The sequence below is a fragment of the Pantoea sp. OVA07A genome, assembly GCF_019969975.1.
GTDB classification, from domain to species: domain Bacteria; phylum Pseudomonadota; class Gammaproteobacteria; order Enterobacterales; family Enterobacteriaceae; genus Pantoea; species Pantoea agglomerans.
On the sequence record NZ_JAHXYM010000001.1, the window covers coordinates 26,748 to 46,514 of the forward strand.

General features: G+C 57.2%; 18 protein-coding genes and 1 riboswitch. Of the genes, 5 read left to right on the top strand and 13 right to left on the bottom strand.

The window, feature by feature from the left end; genetic code table 11:
* Positions 1 to 92 precede the first annotated feature (92 nt).
* On the top strand, positions 93 to 1,205 hold the full coding sequence (apbC, locus tag LC417_RS00120; protein ID WP_033772237.1) for an iron-sulfur cluster carrier protein ApbC: 1,113 nt from the start codon (positions 93 to 95) through the stop codon (positions 1,203 to 1,205).
* Here apbC and LC417_RS00125 read toward each other — a convergent pair.
* On the bottom strand, positions 1,202 to 1,657 hold the full coding sequence (locus tag LC417_RS00125) for a GNAT family N-acetyltransferase (protein ID WP_223565307.1): 456 nt from the start codon (positions 1,655 to 1,657) through the stop codon (positions 1,202 to 1,204). The genes apbC and LC417_RS00125 overlap by 4 nt on opposite strands.
* Before the next feature lie 236 nt (positions 1,658 to 1,893).
* Between LC417_RS00125 and ahpC the strand changes: the two genes are divergently transcribed.
* Both ahpC and ahpF read left to right on the top strand, forming a co-directional pair.
* A complete protein-coding gene (gene ahpC, locus LC417_RS00130; protein ID WP_010248225.1) occupies positions 1,894 to 2,457 on the top strand; it encodes an alkyl hydroperoxide reductase subunit C in 564 nt (187 codons plus the stop codon).
* Between the two features lie 71 nt (positions 2,458 to 2,528).
* A complete protein-coding gene (gene ahpF / locus LC417_RS00135; protein WP_010248223.1) occupies positions 2,529 to 4,097 on the top strand; it encodes an alkyl hydroperoxide reductase subunit F in 1,569 nt (522 codons plus the stop codon).
* A 54-nt stretch (positions 4,098 to 4,151) separates the two neighbouring features.
* On the opposite strand, the gene LC417_RS00140 is transcribed toward ahpF, so the two are convergent.
* Together LC417_RS00140 and LC417_RS00145 are read right to left on the bottom strand one after the other, a co-directional pair.
* On the bottom strand, positions 4,152 to 5,111 hold the full coding sequence (locus LC417_RS00140) for an AEC family transporter (RefSeq protein ID WP_022625034.1): 960 nt from the start codon (positions 5,109 to 5,111) through the stop codon (positions 4,152 to 4,154).
* Positions 5,112 to 5,208: 97 nt separating this feature from the next.
* A complete protein-coding gene (locus LC417_RS00145; RefSeq protein ID WP_031592082.1) occupies positions 5,209 to 5,406 on the bottom strand; it encodes a hypothetical protein in 198 nt (65 codons plus the stop codon).
* Between the two features lie 307 nt (positions 5,407 to 5,713).
* A riboswitch (TPP riboswitch) is annotated at positions 5,714 to 5,814 on the top strand.
* Between the two features lie 34 nt (positions 5,815 to 5,848).
* On the opposite strand from LC417_RS00145, the gene thiM reads away from it, so the two are divergent.
* Both thiM and thiD read left to right on the top strand, forming a co-directional pair.
* Complete coding sequence (thiM, locus tag LC417_RS00150; protein WP_223565308.1) at positions 5,849 to 6,646, top strand: hydroxyethylthiazole kinase; 798 nt, start codon at positions 5,849 to 5,851, stop codon at positions 6,644 to 6,646.
* Entirely contained in the window at positions 6,633 to 7,433 is an 801-nt protein-coding gene (gene thiD / locus LC417_RS00155; RefSeq protein WP_033758424.1) for a bifunctional hydroxymethylpyrimidine kinase/phosphomethylpyrimidine kinase, read from the top strand. The genes thiM and thiD overlap by 14 nt, the downstream gene beginning before the upstream one ends.
* A gap of 52 nt (positions 7,434 to 7,485) precedes the next feature.
* On the opposite strand, the gene LC417_RS00160 is transcribed toward thiD, so the two are convergent.
* The 10 genes from LC417_RS00160 to LC417_RS00205 all read right to left on the bottom strand — a co-directional run bounded on the left by LC417_RS00160 (position 7,486) and on the right by LC417_RS00205 (position 19,752).
* Positions 7,486 to 8,172, bottom strand: a complete 687-nt coding sequence (locus LC417_RS00160) for a GntR family transcriptional regulator (RefSeq protein WP_010248206.1) — start codon at positions 8,170 to 8,172, stop codon at positions 7,486 to 7,488.
* Between the two features lie 100 nt (positions 8,173 to 8,272).
* Positions 8,273 to 9,733 (bottom strand): mannitol dehydrogenase family protein, encoded by a 1,461-nt coding sequence (locus LC417_RS00165; protein WP_223565309.1) that lies wholly within the window; start codon positions 9,731 to 9,733, stop codon positions 8,273 to 8,275.
* Positions 9,734 to 9,800: 67 nt separating this feature from the next.
* Positions 9,801 to 11,084, bottom strand: a complete 1,284-nt coding sequence (locus LC417_RS00170) for an MFS transporter (RefSeq protein WP_010248200.1) — start codon at positions 11,082 to 11,084, stop codon at positions 9,801 to 9,803.
* Positions 11,085 to 11,166: 82 nt separating this feature from the next.
* Positions 11,167 to 12,177, bottom strand: coding sequence for a Zn-dependent oxidoreductase (locus LC417_RS00175; protein ID WP_010248197.1), 1,011 nt, complete (start codon positions 12,175 to 12,177; stop codon positions 11,167 to 11,169).
* 10 nt (positions 12,178 to 12,187) lie between these two features.
* On the bottom strand, positions 12,188 to 13,402 hold the full coding sequence (gene manD / locus LC417_RS00180; protein WP_010670990.1) for a D-mannonate dehydratase ManD: 1,215 nt from the start codon (positions 13,400 to 13,402) through the stop codon (positions 12,188 to 12,190).
* Between the two features lie 221 nt (positions 13,403 to 13,623).
* Complete coding sequence (gene yegS, locus LC417_RS00185; RefSeq protein ID WP_223565310.1) at positions 13,624 to 14,523, bottom strand: lipid kinase YegS; 900 nt, start codon at positions 14,521 to 14,523, stop codon at positions 13,624 to 13,626.
* 220 nt (positions 14,524 to 14,743) lie between these two features.
* Positions 14,744 to 16,126 carry a tRNA 5-hydroxyuridine modification protein YegQ gene (yegQ, locus tag LC417_RS00190; protein WP_033772224.1) on the bottom strand — a complete coding sequence of 461 codons (1,383 nt, stop codon included), beginning with the start codon at positions 16,124 to 16,126 and terminating at the stop codon, positions 14,744 to 14,746.
* Positions 16,127 to 16,246: 120 nt separating this feature from the next.
* Positions 16,247 to 16,954, bottom strand: coding sequence for a two-component system response regulator BaeR (gene baeR, locus LC417_RS00195; protein ID WP_010248188.1), 708 nt, complete (start codon positions 16,952 to 16,954; stop codon positions 16,247 to 16,249).
* 6 nt (positions 16,955 to 16,960) lie between these two features.
* Positions 16,961 to 18,349: a two-component system sensor histidine kinase BaeS gene (gene baeS / locus LC417_RS00200; RefSeq protein ID WP_033758415.1), complete on the bottom strand. Its 1,389-nt coding sequence runs from the start codon at positions 18,347 to 18,349 to the stop codon at positions 16,961 to 16,963.
* Positions 18,346 to 19,752: an MFS transporter gene (locus LC417_RS00205; RefSeq protein ID WP_010248184.1), complete on the bottom strand. Its 1,407-nt coding sequence runs from the start codon at positions 19,750 to 19,752 to the stop codon at positions 18,346 to 18,348. Before LC417_RS00205 ends, baeS begins: the two co-directional genes overlap by 4 nt.
* Positions 19,753 to 19,767 lie beyond the last annotated feature (15 nt).

Genomic DNA, 19,767 nt, shown 5'->3' on the forward strand with positions numbered 1-19,767 from the left:
CCTGCGGTCACCGCAGATCCACGGGCATCTGATATCATTGACAATACATCGCTGAAACACAGCGTAAGCACAGCAGAAATAAGGAGTAGGGGATGACAGCACAATCCCGGGAACCGCAGACGCCAGAAGGCCTGCGCGCCATCGTGGCTGGCGTATTGAGAAGCTTTGAGCATCCGACCCTTAAGCAGAATCTCACCGCCCTGAAGGCGTTACATCACGTGGCACAGCTTGACGGTACGCTGCATGTGGAGCTGCTGATGCCGTTTGCCTGGGCCAGCGGGTTCGACGTCCTGAAAGAGCAGGTCAGCGCCGAACTGCTGCGTCAGACCGGCGCGGGTGCCATCGACTGGCGACTCAGCCATGACATTGCCACCCTGAAACGGGTGAAAAACCAGCCGGGCGTCAACGGCGTGAAAAATATTATTGCAGTCAGCTCTGGCAAAGGCGGCGTGGGTAAATCCAGCACCGCCGTGAACATGGCGCTGGCGCTGGCAGCAGAGGGGGCGCGGGTCGGCATTCTTGACGCCGACATTTATGGCCCGTCAGTGCCGAACATGCTTGGCACCCAGGATCAGCGGCCTACCTCGCCGGATGGCACCCACATGGCACCGATCATGGCGCACGGGCTGGCAACCAACTCTATTGGTTATCTGGTAACGGACGACAATGCGATGGTGTGGCGCGGGCCGATGGCCAGCAAAGCGCTGATGCAGCTGCTGAACGAGACGCTGTGGCCTGAGCTGGATTATCTGGTGCTGGATATGCCACCCGGTACCGGCGATATTCAGCTGACGCTGGCGCAGAACGTACCGGTCACCGGCGCGCTGGTGGTGACTACGCCGCAGGATATCGCCCTGATTGATGCCCGCAAAGGGCTGGTGATGTTTGAAAAGGTTAATGTGCCGGTACTTGGTGTGGTGGAAAACATGAGCCTGCATATCTGCAGTCAGTGTGGCTTCCATGAGCCGATTTTCGGCACCGGTGGCGCACAGAAACTGGTAGAGGATTACCAGACGCAGCTGCTGGCTCAGCTGCCGCTGCACATTGACCTGCGCGAAGATCTCGATGAAGGACAGCCGACGGTGATTCGCCGGCCCGATAGCGAGTTTACCGCGCTTTATCGCCAGCTGGCCGGACGCGTTGCTGCCCAGCTTTACTGGCAGGGCGAAGTCATCCCCGGCGACATCGCCTTCCGCGCGCTCTAAGCACGACCCGACCCGCTGGCATATTGCGAAGCCAGCGGGTAGTGCATTAGCACGTAGCCGCCATGTTCGCCTTCGCCTTGTGAAATCATCTTCCAGCCATGTTTCAGGTAAAAGGCCTGCGCCGCTTTATTCTTCTGCAGGCACTTTAGCGCACCGGTTGAGGTAAAGCGCGCCTCTGCCGCCTTAAGCAAAGCGCTGCCCACGCCGCGCCCCTGCCAGTCAGGATCGACATAGAGGCTGTGCAGGAAGTTATCGTTCTCCAGCAGGCCGGCAAATCCGACCCGCTGTCCGTCAGCTTCCGCGACCAGCACGGTTTCACCCAGGATTACCCCATCAAAATCTTCCAGCTGCCACTCGCTGCCGTCCAGCCAGCGCCAGTTATGCCGACGCGTCGCCAGAAACAGCGTACGCAGAAAAGGACGATCGGCTTCAGTAAACGGACGAATCTCCACAAGTCAGCTCCCTTTTAATCCGGTCTTACAAAACTAGCAGCGATTCGCGGAGAGGGGCGGAAAAGATAAAGCGGGTTAAATGTCACGTAAATCGCTGTACACTGCCTGCCGGGCCAGAGAGCATCAGGCTCTTAGCGTTTGATAGCTTTCGTTAATCAAATTGATAACGACTGCATATTAGATGTTGGCCCGGAAATTATGTAACCTGCATCACATATTTTAACGGAGGCCACCAGATGTCTATTATCAATACCAAAATCAAGCCGTTCAAAAACGCAGCATTCAAAAACGGCGAATTCATCGACGTAACCGAGAAAGACGTTGAAGGTAAATGGAGTGTGTTCTTCTTCTATCCAGCTGACTTCACCTTCGTCTGCCCGACCGAGCTGGGCGACGTGGCTGATCACTACGAAGAGTTCCAGAAACTGGGCGTAGATATCTACTCCGTTTCTACCGATACCCACTTTACCCACAAAGCCTGGCACGGTTCTTCTGACACCATCGCGAAAATCCAGTACACGATGATCGGTGACCCGACTGGCGCGCTGACCCGTAACTTCGAAATCATGCGCGAAGACGAAGGTCTGGCTGACCGTGGTACCTTTATCGTTGACCCGGAAGGCGTTATCCAGGCAATCGAAATCACTGCTGAAGGCATTGGCCGTGACGCCTCTGACCTGCTGCGCAAAGTGAAAGCGGCTCAGTACGTGGCTTCTCACCCAGGTGAAGTGTGCCCGGCTAAATGGAAAGAAGGTGATGCAACACTGGCTCCGTCTCTGGACCTGGTTGGCAAAATCTAATTCCGCTTCGGCCTTTCGACCATTCTCCAATCGGGTGCTGCGGCACCCGATTTTTTGACCAGGATATCACTATGCTCGACACAAATCTGAAAACCCAGCTCAAGGCTTACCTTGAGAAATTAACCAAACCTGTTGAGTTGATTGCCACGCTGGACGAAGGTGCAAAATCAACCGAGATCCGTGAACTGTTGGTTGATATCGCCGGTTTGTCTGACAAAGTCAGCTTCCGCGAAGAGAACGATCGTCAGGTGCGTAAGCCCTCATTTCTGATCACCAACCCAGGTTCGAACAGCGGCCCGCGTTTTGCCGGTTCACCTCTGGGTCACGAATTTACCTCACTGGTGCTGGCACTGTTACAGACCGGTGGGCATCCGTCGAAAGAAGCACAAAGCCTGCTGGATCAGATTGCCGCGCTGGACAGCGACTTCCATTTCGAAACTTACTATTCACTCTCATGCCATAACTGCCCTGACGTCGTACAGGCGCTGAACCTGATGGCGGTGATTAACCCGCGCATCAGCCACACCGCTATCGACGGTGGCCTGTTCCAGAACGAGATTCAGGAACGTAACGTGATGGGCGTGCCAGCGGTTTACCTCAATGGTAAAGAGTTTGGTCAGGGTCGCATGAGCCTGGCGGAAATCGTCAGCAAAGTGGATACCAATGCCGACAAACGTGCAGCGGAAGAGCTGAACAAGCGTGACGCGTATGAAGTCCTGATTATCGGCAGCGGCCCGGCGGGCGCAGCGGCAGCCATCTACTCAGCACGTAAAGGTATCCGTACCGGCCTGCTGGGTGAGCGTTTTGGCGGCCAGGTGCTGGACACGGTCGATATCGAAAACTATATCTCCGTACCGAAAACCGAAGGGGCCAAACTGGCCGGTTCACTGCGCGCACACGTGGATGATTACAACGTGGACGTCATTGAAAGCCAGAGCGCCATCAAACTGATCCCGGCAGCGAAAGAGGGCGGAATGCACGCCATCGAAACCGCCTCCGGCGCAGTATTGAAATCACGCAGCATCATCCTGGCGACCGGCGCACGCTGGCGTAACATGGGCGTGCCGGGTGAAGAAGAGTATCGCACCAAAGGCGTGACCTACTGCCCACACTGCGATGGCCCGCTGTTTAAAGGCAAACGCACGGCGGTGATCGGCGGCGGTAACTCCGGCGTGGAAGCGGCCATCGATCTGGCCGGTATCGTTGAACACGTTACGCTGCTGGAGTTTGCTGGTGAGATGCGCGCCGATCAGGTGCTGCAGGATAAGCTGCGCAGCCTGAAGAACGTGGATGTGATCCTGAACGCCCAGACCACCGAAGTGAAAGGCGACGGTACCAAAGTCACCGGCCTGCACTATATCGACCGTACGACGCAGACCACTCATGAGCTGCCGCTCTCCGGTATCTTCGTTCAGATTGGTCTGTTGCCAAACACCCCATGGCTGGAAGGTGCGGTTGAGCGCAACAAAATGGGTGAGATCATCATCGATGGTAAATGCGAAACCAGCCTGAAAGGCGTGTTCGCCGCGGGCGACTGCACCACCGTACCGTACAAGCAGATCATCATCGCCAGCGGCGAAGGTGCTAAAGCCTCACTGAGTGCTTTTGACTATCTGATTCGTACCAAATCGGCTGAGTAACATTTAGTTAGCCATACAATAGCCCTTCAGCACGTGTGCTGAGGGGCTTTTTTGTTAATAGCCCGCCAGCGTCATCAGCATCATCCAGATTGGCGTCGTCACCGCCGCAAACACGGTAGAAAAGAGCATGCTCGCCGCCGCCGGGCCGGTAATGACATTGAACTTCTGCGACATCAGATAGACGTTAACCCCGACTGCCATCGATCCCAGCAGCACCACCACTTTACTCTCCAGCGGCGGCAGATCGGTCAGCCACGCGATAGCCCATACCGTCATCGGTTGCAGCACCAGCTTCAGCAGGCAGATGGTATAGCTCTCTTTTAAGCCATCCCGCACCCGATAGTGCGCCAGGCTCATGCCCAGCGTCACCAGCGACAGGGGTGCGGCCAGTGAGGCCAGCATCTTTAGCGGTTCAGCGGCCAGCAGCGGCAAGGGACGTTGCAGAAAGCTCCACGCTGTACCGCTGAGAATACCGATGATCAGCGGATTCTTCAGCACGCCGAGCAGGGTGCGCCAGAGTCCTTCCAGCGAGAAGCTGCCCTGTTTTGCCCACTCGACCGAAACGGTCAGTAAGGTCCAGAGGATCAGGCTGTTAAACACCAGCACCAGCGCCACCGGGGGCAGGGCTTCTGGCCCCAGCAGTACCGTGGCCACCGGGATCCCCAGCATGACGTTATTGGAAAAGATGCCGCCCAGCGCAAAAACCGACGCCGCTACGCCATCCAGATTAAACAGCCTTGTTGCCAGCAGTCGCCCCACAATAAACACCAGCAGGCAACTGCCGAAAAAGGCCAGCAACAGGCGCGCATCTACCGGCGGACTTTGCGAGAAGGTGCTCATTACCCGAAACAGCATGCAGGGCAGGGCAACGTTAAACACAAAGCGGTTCATCCCTTCGCTGATGCTGGCGGGCCATTTTCCGAGGCGCGTCAGGCAGTACCCCAGCAAAATCAGGATAAATAGCGGTGCTGACAGGTAAATTTGATGGCTTAAGCTTTCAAACAGCAGTGGCATAGAGAGAGTCTGGTCAGACGATGATTAGTTACCAGACTAACAAATTGCTAACTAACTGTTAACCTGAACTGTGTCCGGAATGACCGTAGCCGGGACGCTAACCTAACCAGCGGCGCGCCTGGTGATCGCTGATATCGCGATAATAGACCCGGTGAATAATTTCGCCACAGCCTGTGCAGCGGGCGGAAATATAGGTGGAGAGGTACTGTCTGCCATTGGGTGCCACGGCACCCTTGCGTTCAATATTAATATCCTGCCATCGATGGCGGTGTGGAATAAGCGCTAAAAATCGCATCATACATCCTGAATAGTATGAAGTTCCGCTTCAGGAGTTTTCTAACTCCATGAAATAAAGTGTTTTTTACGATGGTGCTGCAAGCAGGTCAATTATTATGGGGTAATCAGAGTCACTGCGAGAAATATTACCCATCCGGGTAATAAGCGGGACTACCTATAAAGAGGTATCTCGTTAACCCGCAGCATTAAGCCTTTTTTTGCACCCTCAGGCGTTGATCGGGATCATGTGAATTGTTTCAGCTCTGATTATTTCCCAGGCGGGAGTCGCTTGCTTTCGCTGCGCGGCTTGCCTATGCTGCAAGCCGTAACACGACTCGGGGTGCCGCTTTCCACACGGAAAGGGCTGAGAAAAACCCGCTGACCTGAACTGGATAATGCCAGCGTAGGGAAGTCTGATGCCTGACCGCATTCGCCTTCTTGTTCGCCGGTTGGGAGCTACGATGACACATCAATCTCAACACCTTTCTGCCGCGCACTTCGCGCCCATTCTGCACGCTTTCCGCCGCCAGTCACCGCTGGTGCACTGTATGACCAATGACGTGGTCCAGAACTTCACCGCCAATGTGTTGCTGGCACTCCATGCCTCACCGGCGATGGTGATCGATGCCGCTGAGGCCGCCCAGTTCAGTAGCATGGCCGATGCACTGCTGATTAACGTGGGCACCTTAACCCGCGAGCGCCAGCAGGCGATGCAGGCTGCCGTCACCGCGGCTAATCAGGCGGGCACGCCCTGGACACTCGATCCGGTTGCCGTCGGCGCACTGACGCTGCGCAGTGACTTCTGCCAGCAGTTGTTAAGCCAGCAACCGGCGGTGATTCGGGGGAATGCGTCAGAGATTCTGGCGCTGGCACAACAGGCCAGTGGCGGGCGCGGTGTCGACACGCTGCATCAGGCGGATGCCGCACTCGATGCGGCCCAACAGCTCGCGGAAACCTGGAGCTCGCTGGTGGTCGTCACCGGTGAAGTGGACTACGCCACCGATGGTCAGCGACTCCTTGCTGTACACGGTGGAAGCCCCTTAATGACACGGGTAGTCGGGACCGGCTGCGCCCTCTCGGCAGTGGTGGCGGGTTTCAGCTCTCTGCCGGGCGATCGGCTGATGAATGTCGCGGCCGCCTGTCAGGTGGTGGCGCTGGCGGGTGAAAAGGCGGCGGCGCAGGCTGCCGGACCCGGCAGCTTTGCCACAGCGTTTATTGATGCACTCTGGACGCTGGAGGGTAATCATGAAGCGTATTAACGCTCTGACGATTGCGGGTACCGATCCCAGCGGTGGCGCAGGGATTCAGGCCGATCTCAAGACCTTCTCCGCTCTGGGAGCCTATGGCACCAGCGTCATCACCGCGCTGGTGGCACAGAACACCTGCGGCGTGCAGTCGGTTTATCGCATTACGCCTGACTTTGTGGCCGCCCAGCTCGATTCGGTGCTCAGTGATGTGCGTATCGACAGCGCAAAAATTGGCATGCTGTCAGAAACAGCTATCGTGGAGCAGGTTGCGGCCCGGCTGAACAATGCGGCAATCCCGTTTATCGTGCTGGACACGGTCATGGTTGCGAAAAGTGGTGATGCGCTGCTCTCGCCAGACGCCGTAGCCAGTGTACGAGAGCTGTTATTGCCGCAGGTCTCGCTGATCACGCCTAATCTGCCGGAAGCGGCGGCGTTGCTGGATTGCGCCATTGCGGCAGATGAAGAGGAAATGCGCGAGCAGGGACGGGCATTGCTGGCACTGGGCTGTCAGGCCGTGCTGATGAAGGGCGGTCACCTTACGGCGGCGGAGAGCCCGGACTGGCTGATCACGCACTCAGCAGAGCAGCGATTCAGTACGCCGCGCGTGAATACCCGTCATACGCACGGCACCGGCTGTACGCTGTCGGCAGCCTTAGCCGCGTTGCGACCACGTCATGCTGACTGGGCAGAGACGATCGGGGAAGCCAAAAACTGGTTACAGCAGGCGCTGCTGCAGGCGGATTCGCTGGAGGTCGGGAAGGGTATCGGGCCGGTTCACCATTTTCATCAATGGTGGTAACGACGAAGGCCCGCATCGACCTGGTAATCAGGTGGTGCGGGCGGTTTCAGGTTCAGGGTGCTTCAAACCAGGCGCTGTTACGCTCGGCAATCGGGGTGATAGAGAAGATCATCTCCTGCAGATGACGACGCATTGCCGCTTCGGCTGCATCGGCGTCATGACGCTTCAGCGCCGCAAAAATCTCTTCATGCTGCTCAATCAGCTTGTCCGGTGGAGAGACTTCACTCAGCGTCAGAAACCGCACCCGGTCCATGGCCGCTTTGATGTTCTCCACCGTTTCCCAGGCCAGCTTACAGTCGATGCTTTCAGCAATCAGGCGATGAAACTCATCGTCCAGAGTGAGAAAAGCCTGGCTGTCATGCCGTTCAGCGGCCATGCGTTGCAGCTGCAGGTTATGCTCCAGCGCCATCAGAGCCGGATCATCAATCTCCAGTGCCGCACGGCGAACCACCGACACCTCGACTGCCTCCCGGATAAAGCGGCCATCCGCCACCCGCTTAGCGGAGATTTTGCGCACGAAAGTGCCACGCTGCGGCAATACCTGTACCAGTCCGGCTTCGGCCAGCTTGATGAACGCTTCACGCACCGGCTGGCGTGAGACGTTGAAGCGCGCGGACACCTCTTTTTCCGAGAGCAGCGAGCCCGGCTGAATTGCGCAGGTGACGATATCTTTGCGCAGATACCGGTAAATCTGCTGATTTACCGGTTCGCTGGTAGTAATGGTATAGGCGATCGACATGCAGCAATATCCATATTACGGCTGGCCGGGGCCAGCGCGATGGGAAAGTGTCAGTCTAATCAGCGCGCTGCATCTGCGCCAGCGCTTTGTCACCAGGCTGTTATGCCTGGCTCATACACTGTTGCACCGTCGCCCGCGCGCCCTGAGTCGTCAGCTGCTGGTAATACGTCGTCAGTCGGGCCACCAGATCGGCGTTCTGCGCCAGATCGTCGCCAAAGATGTCGCGCAGACCCAATAGTGCACGGACACGCGCTTCGCCTTCTTCGCTACCGGCAACCGTCTCTGCCAGCGTGGCTTTCAGCGGATCGCGGATCTCAATCGGCTGACCCTGCTCATTGACGCCGCCGACATAGCGCATCCAGCCCGCCACGCCCAGCAGCAGCAGGTCGCAGCGGCTGCCGCGCTGCAGATGCCAGCGCAGGCTGTCGAGCATGCGTTGTGGCAATTTTTGCGATCCGTCAGTGGCGATTTGATATGTGCGATGTTTAATGGCACGGTTTTCGTAACGGGCGATCAGCGAATCGGCGTAGGCGTTGAGATCCACGCCCTGGGTACGCAGCGTCGGCGCCTGCTCATCGATCATCAGTGCACGGGCGGCGGCGCGGAAATGGGGATCGGCCACGCAGTCGCTGATGTATTCATAACCTGCCAGGAAGCCGAGATAGGCCAGGAAAGAGTGGCTGCCATTCAGCATGCGCAGTTTCATCTCTTCATAGGGCAGAACGTCTCTGACCAGTTCTGCGCCCGCTTTTTCCCACGCCGGACGGCCATTGACGAAGTTATCTTCAATCACCCACTGAAAGAAGGGCTCCGCTTCAACCGCAACCGGGTCATCGGAACCCAGACGCGCGCCTAGTGCCGCAAACGCTGCATCGGTCATGGCCGGAACGATACGATCCACCATGGTGGAGGGGAAGGTTATGTGTTGCTGAATATAGTCTGCCAGGGCCGGATCCTGATGCTGTGCCAGTTGCACAACAACGTTGCGGGTTACGTGACCATTTTCCGGCATGTTGTCACAGGACATCACGCTAAAGGCGGGTAAGCTCTGATCTCGTCGGCGGCGAATCGCGGCCAGAATCAGACCGGGCAGCGAACGCGGCGAATGCGGATTCTGCAGGTCATGCACGATATCAGGGTGATCGGCATTTAAATTGCCACTGGCAGGCTGGTGGCAATAGCCTTTCTCGGTGACGGTCATGGAGACAATCGCCACCTCAGGCTGGCTCATGGCATTGATCACCGCCTCAATACCGTCACTTTTGCCGTGCAGTGCCTGAGTAATGACGCCAATCACCCGGGTATGCAATGAATCATCGGCCATCTCGGTGAGGGTATAAAGCAGCTGCTGCTCTCGCAGGGCCTCAATCAACGCGCCGCTGTTGAGGTTCACTTCACAATAACCCCAGTCGCTGCCCTGTTCAGCCAGCTTATCGCTGCAGAGCGCCTGATGGGCGCGGTGAAATGCACCAAAACCGATATGTACCATGCGGGTTTTTAACTGGCTGCGGTCGTAAGCGGGGCGCTTGACCTCAGCGGGCAGGCGATCAATCTGTAACATAGTCCATCCTTATGGCAAACGGGGCGCAAAGCGCCCCGAAATCATACATCTGTTAGCGAAACAACACTCAGACCGAAACCGGTTTATCCTGGGTTTTCGGACTGCGAATCACAAATAACACCAGGAAGGCACCCAGCGCGGCGACACAGCCCGCCAGGATAAAGGCGCTATCGAATTTACCGGTGTGATGAACAATAAACCCGGTGACGATGGGCCCGATGATGCCGGAGAGGCTACCCACCAGATGGATAAAGCCGCTGATGCTGCCGATACGGCTCTTGTGTACCACATCCTGAATAATCGCCCAGTAGATTGCGCCGGTGATGTAGAGAAAGAAAATCGACACCGACATCATAATTACCGCAGGCACCACATCTTTTATCGTACCCGCCAGCGCCACACAAATTGCGGCGGCCAGCAGTGAGACCACCAGCACAATTTTGCGGGACAACAACAGCTTGCCGGTGATGTTAAAGATCTTATCGGAGATCCAGCCACCCAGCGCCAGGCCAACGAAACCGACGATCCACGGGATCATGGTGGTGATGCTCATCGATTTGATATCCAGGCCGTGCGCCTGCACCAGGTAGGCCGGGAACCAGCTCAGGAAGAAAAACAGAATGTAGTTGTAGCAGAAGAAGGCAAAAGCGGTGACCAGGATAATCGGCTGGCGCAGGTAGTAGCCAAACGGATGTGACGTTTCCGACAGATCAACTTCATCATTCGGGTTCGTTGCTTTCAGGCGATCAATCAGCAGACGTTCCTCTTCGCTGACACGCTTGCTCTTCGCCGGATTGTCAGCGGCGAAGAAGAGCCAGAACGCCATCCACACCAGACCGATGCAGCAGACAATCACGAACGCCGGACGCCAGCCATAGGCGAGCGCCAGATAACCAATGATCGGGCCAGCGACCGCACCACCTAAAGGTGATCCGGCACTCAGTAAGCCCATGGCCGTCGCGGCCTGTTTTTTCGGGAACCAGCCGTTAATCGCTTTGTTGGCCGAGGAGCAGATCGGGCCTTCAGCCATGCCAAACAGCACACGCAGGATCAGCAGCGACCAGAAGCCGGTGGCCAGTGCGGTCATGCCGCAGAAAATGGACCAGGCACCTACCGCCACAGCCAGCACGATTTTAGGGCCATAGCGGTCAGTGGCAAGGCCGCCAAGAAAGTTAAACAGGGCATAGCCAAAGAAAAAGCTGCCGAAGATCATGCCAAACTGCTCAGCATTGATCGCCAGATCTTTTTCCACCAGCGGCACCGTCAGCGACAGGGCGACACGATCGAGGTAGTTAATCATGTAAACCAGGAACAGCAGCAAAACGAGGGTCCAGCGCAGATTCTTGAACATACAAACTCCGTGATCTGTTTTATCTTTATAGTCATGCCGGCGGGTACGCACCGGCTGAGGAGACCTGGTGTTCAGCGGATAATTAACCCATCTGAAGTATGACTTTGCAGCAGGTGCGCGGATCTTTTTCAAACAGGGTCATCGCACGCTCAATCTCCTGCAGCGGGAAGTAGTGCGTGACCAGTTTCTCTGGCTGGATTAACCCTTCTTCCATCCATTCGATCACCTGTGGGAAACGATTGCTGTTAAGACGTGAGGTAAACAGCGACAGCTCCTTGCTGGTCAGGCTCTGCTGAGTAATGCTGCACGGCTCGCCGGAGAAACCCAGCAGGCCAATGCGCGCGGCCGGTGAGGCGAGGGCAGCCGCTTCAGCCAGAATGGTGGGATGGCAGGCCGCGTCGATAATCAGCGTAGGCTGCACGCCCTCAAGCTGTGCCGCCAGCGGGATTTCACTGTTATCAAACAGTTGATCGGCACCGCTCTGCTCTGCAAGTGCCAGCCTTTCCGGCAGGCGATCCACCACCATCACCTTTTTAACCTTATAGACGCCCTTCAGCACCTGAATCGCAGTGAGCCCCATCGGACCGGCACCGTAAATCAGCGCCACATCGTCTGGCTGCGGCTTGAGAAACGCGGTGATATTGGCGGCGATAGTGAAAGGCTCAACCAGACTGGCGAGCCGATCGGGGATGCTGTCCGGCAGGGAAAAAGCATTTTTTGCCGGAGCCAGCGCAAACTCGCTGAAGCCGCCATCACGGTGCACGCCAATCACCTGCAGTGTGGTGCAGACATTGGGACGGCCTACCGAGCAGGGATAGCAGCTGCCGCAGCTCACCACCGGATCCACCGCCACGCGGTCGCCCAGCCGGGCCGGATCAACACCGTCACCCACCGCGTCAATGACGCCGAAAAATTCGTGACCAATTACCCGTGGATATTTCGCGAACGGGTTATGACCGTGCCAGATATGCACATCAGAGCCGCAGATACTGGCATAAGCCACTTTGACCCGGACTTCGCCCGCCGCAGGTTGTGGCAGCGGACGTTCAGCCACCACCAGTTCACCCGGCTGTTCAATAACAACGCTTTTCATCAGCTTCTCCTTACCAGTTCCACAGGGTGCCGTCTTCAAGACGGGCGACCGGGAGATAGGCAGGTTCATAGGGATATTTCGACGCCAGTTTCTCGTTGAATTCAATGCCGAGACCGGGTTTGTCGCCTGGATGCATATAGCCCTGGTCAAAGGTCCAGTTTGCATCAAACAGCTCCATCATCTGTTCAGAGAAGCCCATGTACTCCTGCACACCGAAGTTCGGCACCCAGAGGTCAAAGTGCAGTGCAGCCGCCATGCAGACAGGGGAGAGATCAGAAGGACCGTGCGAGCCGGTGCGCACCTGATAGAGCGAGGCAAAATCAGCGATACGCCGCATACCGGTAATGCCGCCCGCATGCGTAATGGTGGTGCGGATGTAGTCGATCAGCTGTTCTTCAATCAGCTGCTTACAATCCCAGATGCTGTTGAACACTTCACCCACGGCAATCGGCGTAACGGTATGCTGGCGGATCAGGCGGAAGCACTCCTGATTCTCAGCAGGCGTCGGATCTTCCATCCAGAACAGGCGATAATCTTCCACGCTCTTGCCAAAACGCGCCGCTTCAATTGGCGTCAGGCGATGATGCATGTCATGCAGCAAGTGCTCATCGAAACCAAACTTGTCACGGATGGCCGCGAACAGTTTCGGGGTAAAATCGAGGTATTTCTCGGTTGACCAGAGCTGCTCTTCCGGCCAGTTACCTTTGGTTGCAGGCTCATAGGCCAGACCTTTGCCTTTCGCCATGCCGTAGGTGGTTTTCATGCCCGGAACGCCGCACTGCGCGCGAATCGCTTTGAAGCCCAGCTCTTTGTGCTTCGCGTAGTCATCCATCACTTCATCAATGGAGTGGCCGGTGGTGTGGCAATAGACCATCACGCCGGTGCGTGATGCGCCACCCAGCAGCTGATACACCGGCATATTGGCGGCTTTGCCTTTGATATCCCACAGTGCCATATCGACTGCCGAGATAGCGGACATGGTGACCGGGCCACGACGCCAGTAAGCGCCCTTGTAGAAATATTGCCAGATGTCTTCGATCTGATGCGCATCGCGGCCAATCAGCTGCGGGCAGACGTGATCTTTCAGGTAGGAGGCGACCGGTAATTCACGGCCATTCAGCGTTGCGTCGCCAATGCCGGTCAGACCCTGATCGGTGGTGATCTTTACGGTGACAAAGTTTCTGCCTGCGCAGGTTACAAATACTTCTGCCTTAACAATTTTCATCCTGGTTGCCTTAAGTCAGCGTTCAATGATGAAAAAGTACGCTCTTTAATACTACCATACAAGTTAGGGTGGCAGAGTTGTGAACGGAATCACAGAGTGTTTACATTGCCTGAAAACGCCCGTTAAGGCGTGATAAAGCGAGGCAGCAGGAGGAATGTTACGAAGACAATGGGCGCTAATGGTAGCAGAAGAAAAAAGGGGCTTTCGCCCCTGATGTCGGTTCAGGCAAGCAGCGCGCACTGCGGCGGCAGGCGGCAGCTCAGCGCGCCCGCCATCACCTCAATCACGAATTCGCGCCCGGAAAGCGGCTCGCCATCGAGGTTAAAGGTCATCTCATGCGGCGAACGGATCGTCAGTGACTCCAGTTGCGTGGTGACGATGCCGGGATTGTCATCGTCGCCGGTCAGCGAGTGCAGCAGGGTAGGCAGCAACTCCTGCGCGGTGACAACACTGACGTCAAGTCGGCCATCGTTGATCAGGGCAGAAGGGCATAACCGCTGACCGCCGCCCGCCTGACGACCATTACCAATACCGATCACCAGCGCATCACCCTGCCAGGCGAAATCGGGGCCGCTGATCTCGCAGGTATCCGGTTTCAGCGTATCCATGCGCATCAGGCCGTGAATAAAGTAGGAGACGCCACCCAGCGCCGACTTCAGCTTTTCCGGCGTTTCAGTCGTGATACGGGTGCCAAACCCGCCGGTCGCCATATTGATGAAGTAGTGGCTCTGGTTTACCCTTGCCAGATCGATGGCACTGGCTCTGCCCTGAATCGCCAGTCGCAGTGCTGGTTCCATCTCTTCCGGGATGCCGACGCTGGTGGCAAAATCGTTGGCGGTACCCAGCGGCAGGATGCCCAGCACCGGGCGATGATCCGCTTCAGAAGAAGCCAGCGCTGTCGCAATTTCATTGATGGTGCCATCGCCACCACCGGCCACCACGGTCGCGGCCTGCAGCGCAATGGCCTCTTTGACGTACCGATCGCCGTCACCTTTTTCAAATGTGACACGCACCGCAATGTCGAAGCCTTCTTCACGCAGGGTCGAGATAGCTTCGCGCAGATCATCATTACCCGCGCCTTTCCCGTTCAGGATGAGCAGCGTAAGCGGTTTATTATCCATTTTGCGTTCCTTGAAGATCTACAGAGTAAGAAGGGATTTATAACACAGCTGCCAGCAGTAAATTATTGGCGAAAGAGAGAAAAAAGAAAACCCGCACGGGGGAGCCGGGCGGGTAAATGAGGTGGTTCCTGGTAAATCTGCCGTTTATTGTTACTCGTTAGCAGCAGGCGGGACTATAAAGCAGCGCCGCGCAGGGGTCTGTGATCCTGTTCTGATTTCCTCAAAATGTTTCCGTTGGTAAACGATTATGAGGGTCCCGGGTATCTTCACCATGATCGAAGTTGCGCAGCAGCAGAGCAAAACGCAGATCTACCTCCTCTGGCACCCGCAGCCAGACGCGATGGCCATCGCCCGGGGCAACTTCAGTAGGTTCGCCGCGCGCATTCTGCAGCGCGTCCAGCTGGCAATTCAGGTTCCCCTGAGGCGTCATGATCTCCACACTGTCGTGCAGCATAAACTTATTCTTCACCGCCACTTCAGCCCATTCGCCCCGGCGTTCGCCGGTGAATTCGCCGACAAACTGCTGGCGATCGGACACCGAAAAGCCCTGCTGATAATTCTGGTAGCTATCGTGAGTGTGGCGACGCAGGAAGCCTTCGGTATAGCCACGATGTGCCAGGCCTTCCAGGGTTAACAGCAGTGAGGGATCAAACGGCTTACCGGCAGCGGCATCATCAATCGCCCGGCGATAAACCTGGGCGGTGCGGGCGCAGTAGTAGTAGGACTTGGTGCGTCCCTCAATCTTCAGCGAATGAACGCCCATCTCGCTGAGCCGCTCCACGTGCGCGACCGCGCGCAGATCCCGCGAGTTCATGATGTAGGTGCCGTGCTCATCTTCGAACGCGCTCATCACCTCGCCGGGCTTCATCTTCTCTTCCAGCAGAAACACCTTGTCGGTGGGCTGACCAACGCCCAGCGTTGGCGTCACATCCTGTACGGCGACAGGCTGGTGGATACCGACGATATTCCCCACCTCATCTTGCTGACCCTCCGCCACTTTATACTCCCAGCGGCAGGCGTTGGTGCAGGTTCCCTGATTCGGATCGCGTTTGTTCATATAGCCGGAGAGCAGGCAGCGACCGGAGTAGGCCATGCAGAGTGCGCCATGGACAAAGACTTCCAGCTCCATCTCCGGGACCTGCTGGCGGATCTCGGCGATCTCCTCCAGCGACAGCTCGCGTGACAGAATCACCCGGCTCAGCCCCATCTGCTGCCAGAATTTTACAGTGGCCCAGTTAACCGCATTGGCCTGCACCGACAGATGAACCGGCATCGTCGGGAAAGCGTCGCGCACCAGCATGATCAGGCCGGGATCGGACATGATCAGCGCGTCGGGCTGCATCGCCACTACCGGCGCTAAGTCACGAATAAAGGTTTTCAGCTTGGCGTTGTGCGGCGCAATGTTCACCACCACGTAGAATTTTTTACCCAGCGCGTGCGCTTCACTGATGCCCAGCGCGAGGTTTTCGTGGGTGAATTCGTTGTTGCGCACCCGCAGGCTGTAGCGCGGCTGGCCGGCATAGACGGCATCGGCACCATAAGCAAACGCGTAACGCATGTTCTTCAGGGTGCCAGCGGGGGAAAGCAGTTCGGGTTTCATGATTTTCTCACTGATGTCAGGTCAGCATGTCGCCTCAGGCGGCAGGTGCAGGGCAATGAAGCCCTGCAAAAGGTGCGGAATTGTAGGCAGTGAGAAAAGGGAAGTAAATTGATCAGGATCAAACTAGATCAAATGACAGGCATCGGCTTCCCAGCGATAGCCCATGCCGTAGACGGCGCGGATAAAAGGTTGCTCGCTGTCGAGAGTCTCCAGCTTGCGCCGCAGGTTCTTGATATGGCTGTCGATGGTGCGGTCCGTGACCACGCGGTAGTCATCATAGAGATGGTTGAGCAGCTGTTCGCGTGAAAAGACCTTGCCCGGCTCCAGCGACAGCGTTTTCAGCAGGCGGAACTCCGCCGGGGTGAGATCCAGCGGCTTATCGCGCCAGCTGGCGAAGAAGCGGCTCTCATCGACGCGAAGTAACGAGGCGCTTTGCGGCTCTTCTGCCGACCGTTTTACCCGGCGCAGAATCGTTTTAACTCGCGCCACCACTTCACGCGGGCTGAAGGGTTTACAGATGTAGTCATCCGCGCCCAGCTCCAGCCCCAGCAGCCGATCGATCTCCTCGGTGCGGGCGGTGACCATAATAATCGGCAGTTCGGAATGACGACGGATTTCACGGCACAGCGTTAAACCGTCGGTGCCTGGCAGCATCAAATCCAGCAGCATCAGGTCGGGTGGCGTCTGGCGCACATACTCCAGCACCGCGTTACCGTCGGCGATGTGATGGGTACGGTAGTTCGAGGCATGCAGATAATCGATCATCAGCTGCGCCAGTTTCGGCTCATCTTCGACCACCAGAATCAGCGGGTCGTGGTTTTCCAGGCTCATAAGCGTCTACACAAGGGGAACATAGCGCAAGTGTAGCGCGATTTTCAGTCCACCTAAATCAGAGTGCGCCGCATGAATATCGCCGCCATGCGCGTCAGCGATATTTTTACAGATGGCCAGGCCCAGGCCCGAGCCACCGCTGGCGCGATTGCGCGAGCCTTCGGTGCGGAAGAAGCGCTCAAAAATCTGGGCCTGATGTTCCCCATCCACGCCCGGTGCGCTGTCATCAAACTCGATGCGCCAGTTGGGTGCCTCATAGTTCAGCGTCACTTCAACCCGGCCCCCGCTATCGGTGTAGCGCAGGCTGTTCTCCAGCAGATTAGTGAACAACTGCATCAGGCGGTCGGGATCGCCAAAGAAGGGGGCGTTATCGGGCAGATTGAGTTTCAGCGTCAGCCCGTGTGCACGATAGCGTTCGGCAAAGCTGCCTGCCGTCACTTCCAGCAGCTGCACCAGATCGGTTGCCTGTTTGCGGTAGGCAAGGGCGCCCTCATCGGACAGCGACAGCTGGTGCAGATCGTCGACCAGCTTGGTCAGCACCACCACTTCGCTTTGTAGCGAGGCGATCGCTTCCGGCGTCAGTTTGCGCACGCCATCCTGCATCGCTTCCAGTTCACCGCGCAGGATCGCCAGTGGTGTGCGTAACTCATGGGAGATATCGGCCATAAAGGCGCGGCGCATGCTCTCATTTTTCTCCAGCGAGCTGGCAAGGAGGTTAAAGTCCCTGGCCAGCTGGCCCAGCTCATCCCGGCTGCTGACCTCAACGCGGGTGGCAAAATTACCGGCCGCCAGATGATGGGTGCCGTCGACCAGACGTTTGACCGGAGCCAGCAGACCGCGCCCCATCAGCCAGGTCGCCAGCGCCGCCAGCAGCGTAGACAGCCCGACGATAATCCAGCTGGTGCGCCGCTGCTGCTGATCAAAGTTAATGTCGGTGCTGCGCGTCAGCCGCTCCGGCGGCGAGCCGATGACCCAGCCGACCACTTTATTATTGCTGGTGGTGATATTGCGTCGCGTGCCTTCGGGCGGCACCGGCGATTTTGGCCCGGCCAGCACTTTATATTGCTGATCGAGGATCCAGAACTGGGTGCGCCAGCCGTGCGGCGGCAGCTGACTGTTACTGTCGGGATTCTGCTCCAGCGAGCGCAGCATGGTGAACACCAGCCGATCGTTGTGGCGCAAAAAATCCCAGTTGCCGTGCTGCTCATACTGATCGGCCAGGGCATCGCTGAGCAGATTTAACCGCTGCTCGTTGCCGCGCTTAATGTAGTCGACAAAGCCATGCTCGAAACTGAGGCGAACCCCCCAGTGCATGGTAATCAGCACCAGCATGCAGGTGGCGAAAATCGCCATAAACAGTTTGGCACCGATGCCCAGGCGCAGGTTATCTCTCATTTTTTTCTCCGGCGTCGCAAATCAACGTTGGTACTCACCTGTGGCGGCACGCGCCAGAACACCAGCGCGGGCAGGATGATAATCAGCGACATGCAAAGGTAGGTATAAATAAACATCTGATGTTCCGCCGTGCTGTTCGCTGCGCTCTCCTGAGCAAATGCCCCCAGCAGCAGCCCGGCCACGGTAACGCCGATACTCATCGACAGCTGCATAATCATCGACAGCAGGCTGTTGCCGCTGGACGCCAGCTCATCAGGCAGCTCCTTCAGCGTCAGGGTATTCATTGAGGAGAAACGGATAGCGTTGACCATGCCCTGCAGAAACAGCACCAGCGGCAGCAGCCAGACCCAGCCCAGAATTGCCACCAGCGGGAACAGCAGGACCACCAGCGCCAGCGCCACGGTCGACATCACCAGCACGTTGCGGTAGCCATAAAGATTGACGATGCGCACCACAATGCGTTTCATCCCCATATTCCCCAGCACCATCGGAATCATCATCAGACCGGCGTGAAACGGGCTGTAACCCATGCCGAGCTGCAGAAAGATAGGCGTCATAAAGGGCAGCATGCCGCTGCCGATGCGGCCGGTAAAACTGCCAAGCAGGCCGATGGAGTAGATGCGATTATCAAACAGCTTCAGGCTGAACAGCGCATTATCATTGCTGCGCGCATGCATCAGGTAGAACAGCAGAGAGAACATACCAATGAGGATCATGGCACCCAGCAGCAGCGGAGAGCCGCCACTGCTGCGCTGACCATCCAGCGCCAGCGTCAGGGTTGCCATTCCGGCGGCCAGCAGGATAAAACCGCCGAAATCAAAGCGCCGCGTCTGCATGCTGTAGTTGGGCATCAGCATCAGGGTGGCGATAGCGCCTGCAATGCCGACCGGGATATTGATCAGAAAGATCCAGTGCCAGCTGGCGTACTCCACCAGCACACCGCCCAGCGCCGGACCCAGCAGCGGGCCAATCTGGCCGGGCAGAGTGACAAACGTCATGGCGGACATATACTGCTCGCGCGGCACGATTTTCATCACCGTCAGACGACCCACCGGCACCATCATGGCCCCGCCAATCCCCTGAACCACCCGCGACAGCACCAGCTGATCGAGGGTGCCGGAGAGGGCGCACAGCAGTGATCCCAGGCTGAACAGTACAATCGCGCAGAAGAAAATGTTGCGCACGCCAAAACGATCGGCCAGCCAGCCGCTGACCGGCAGCATGACGGCGACCGTCAGCACGTAATAGACGATGACCGAGTGCATGTGCAGCGGGCTGACACCCAGATCGTGCGCCATCGATGGGATCGCGGTATTCACGATGGTGGTATCCAGCGTCTGCATAAAGAAGCCGATGGCAACAATCCACAGTTGCCAGCGGACGTTAGTGCTTTGCGTACTCATCGATCCCCCCCGATA

Coding starts and splice junctions, on each gene's coding strand:
- apbC (WP_033772237.1), top strand. CDS start 93: ATGACAGCACAATCCCGGGAACCGCAGACGCCAGAAGGCCTGCGCGCC.
- ahpC (WP_010248225.1), top strand. CDS start 1,894: ATGTCTATTATCAATACCAAAATCAAGCCGTTCAAAAACGCAGCATTC.
- ahpF (WP_010248223.1), top strand. CDS start 2,529: ATGCTCGACACAAATCTGAAAACCCAGCTCAAGGCTTACCTTGAGAAA.
- LC417_RS00140 (WP_022625034.1), bottom strand. CDS start 5,111: ATGCCACTGCTGTTTGAAAGCTTAAGCCATCAAATTTACCTGTCAGCA.
- LC417_RS00145 (WP_031592082.1), bottom strand. CDS start 5,406: ATGCGATTTTTAGCGCTTATTCCACACCGCCATCGATGGCAGGATATT.
- thiM (WP_223565308.1), top strand. CDS start 5,849: ATGACACATCAATCTCAACACCTTTCTGCCGCGCACTTCGCGCCCATT.
- thiD (WP_033758424.1), top strand. CDS start 6,633: ATGAAGCGTATTAACGCTCTGACGATTGCGGGTACCGATCCCAGCGGT.
- LC417_RS00160 (WP_010248206.1), bottom strand. CDS start 8,172: ATGTCGATCGCCTATACCATTACTACCAGCGAACCGGTAAATCAGCAG.
- LC417_RS00165 (WP_223565309.1), bottom strand. CDS start 9,733: ATGTTACAGATTGATCGCCTGCCCGCTGAGGTCAAGCGCCCCGCTTAC.
- LC417_RS00170 (WP_010248200.1), bottom strand. CDS start 11,084: ATGTTCAAGAATCTGCGCTGGACCCTCGTTTTGCTGCTGTTCCTGGTT.
- LC417_RS00175 (WP_010248197.1), bottom strand. CDS start 12,177: ATGAAAAGCGTTGTTATTGAACAGCCGGGTGAACTGGTGGTGGCTGAA.
- manD (WP_010670990.1), bottom strand. CDS start 13,402: ATGAAAATTGTTAAGGCAGAAGTATTTGTAACCTGCGCAGGCAGAAAC.
- yegS (WP_223565310.1), bottom strand. CDS start 14,523: ATGGATAATAAACCGCTTACGCTGCTCATCCTGAACGGGAAAGGCGCG.
- baeR (WP_010248188.1), bottom strand. CDS start 16,954: ATGAGCCTGGAAAACCACGACCCGCTGATTCTGGTGGTCGAAGATGAG.
- baeS (WP_033758415.1), bottom strand. CDS start 18,349: ATGAGAGATAACCTGCGCCTGGGCATCGGTGCCAAACTGTTTATGGCG.
- LC417_RS00205 (WP_010248184.1), bottom strand. CDS start 19,752: ATGAGTACGCAAAGCACTAACGTCCGCTGGCAACTGTGGATTGTTGCC.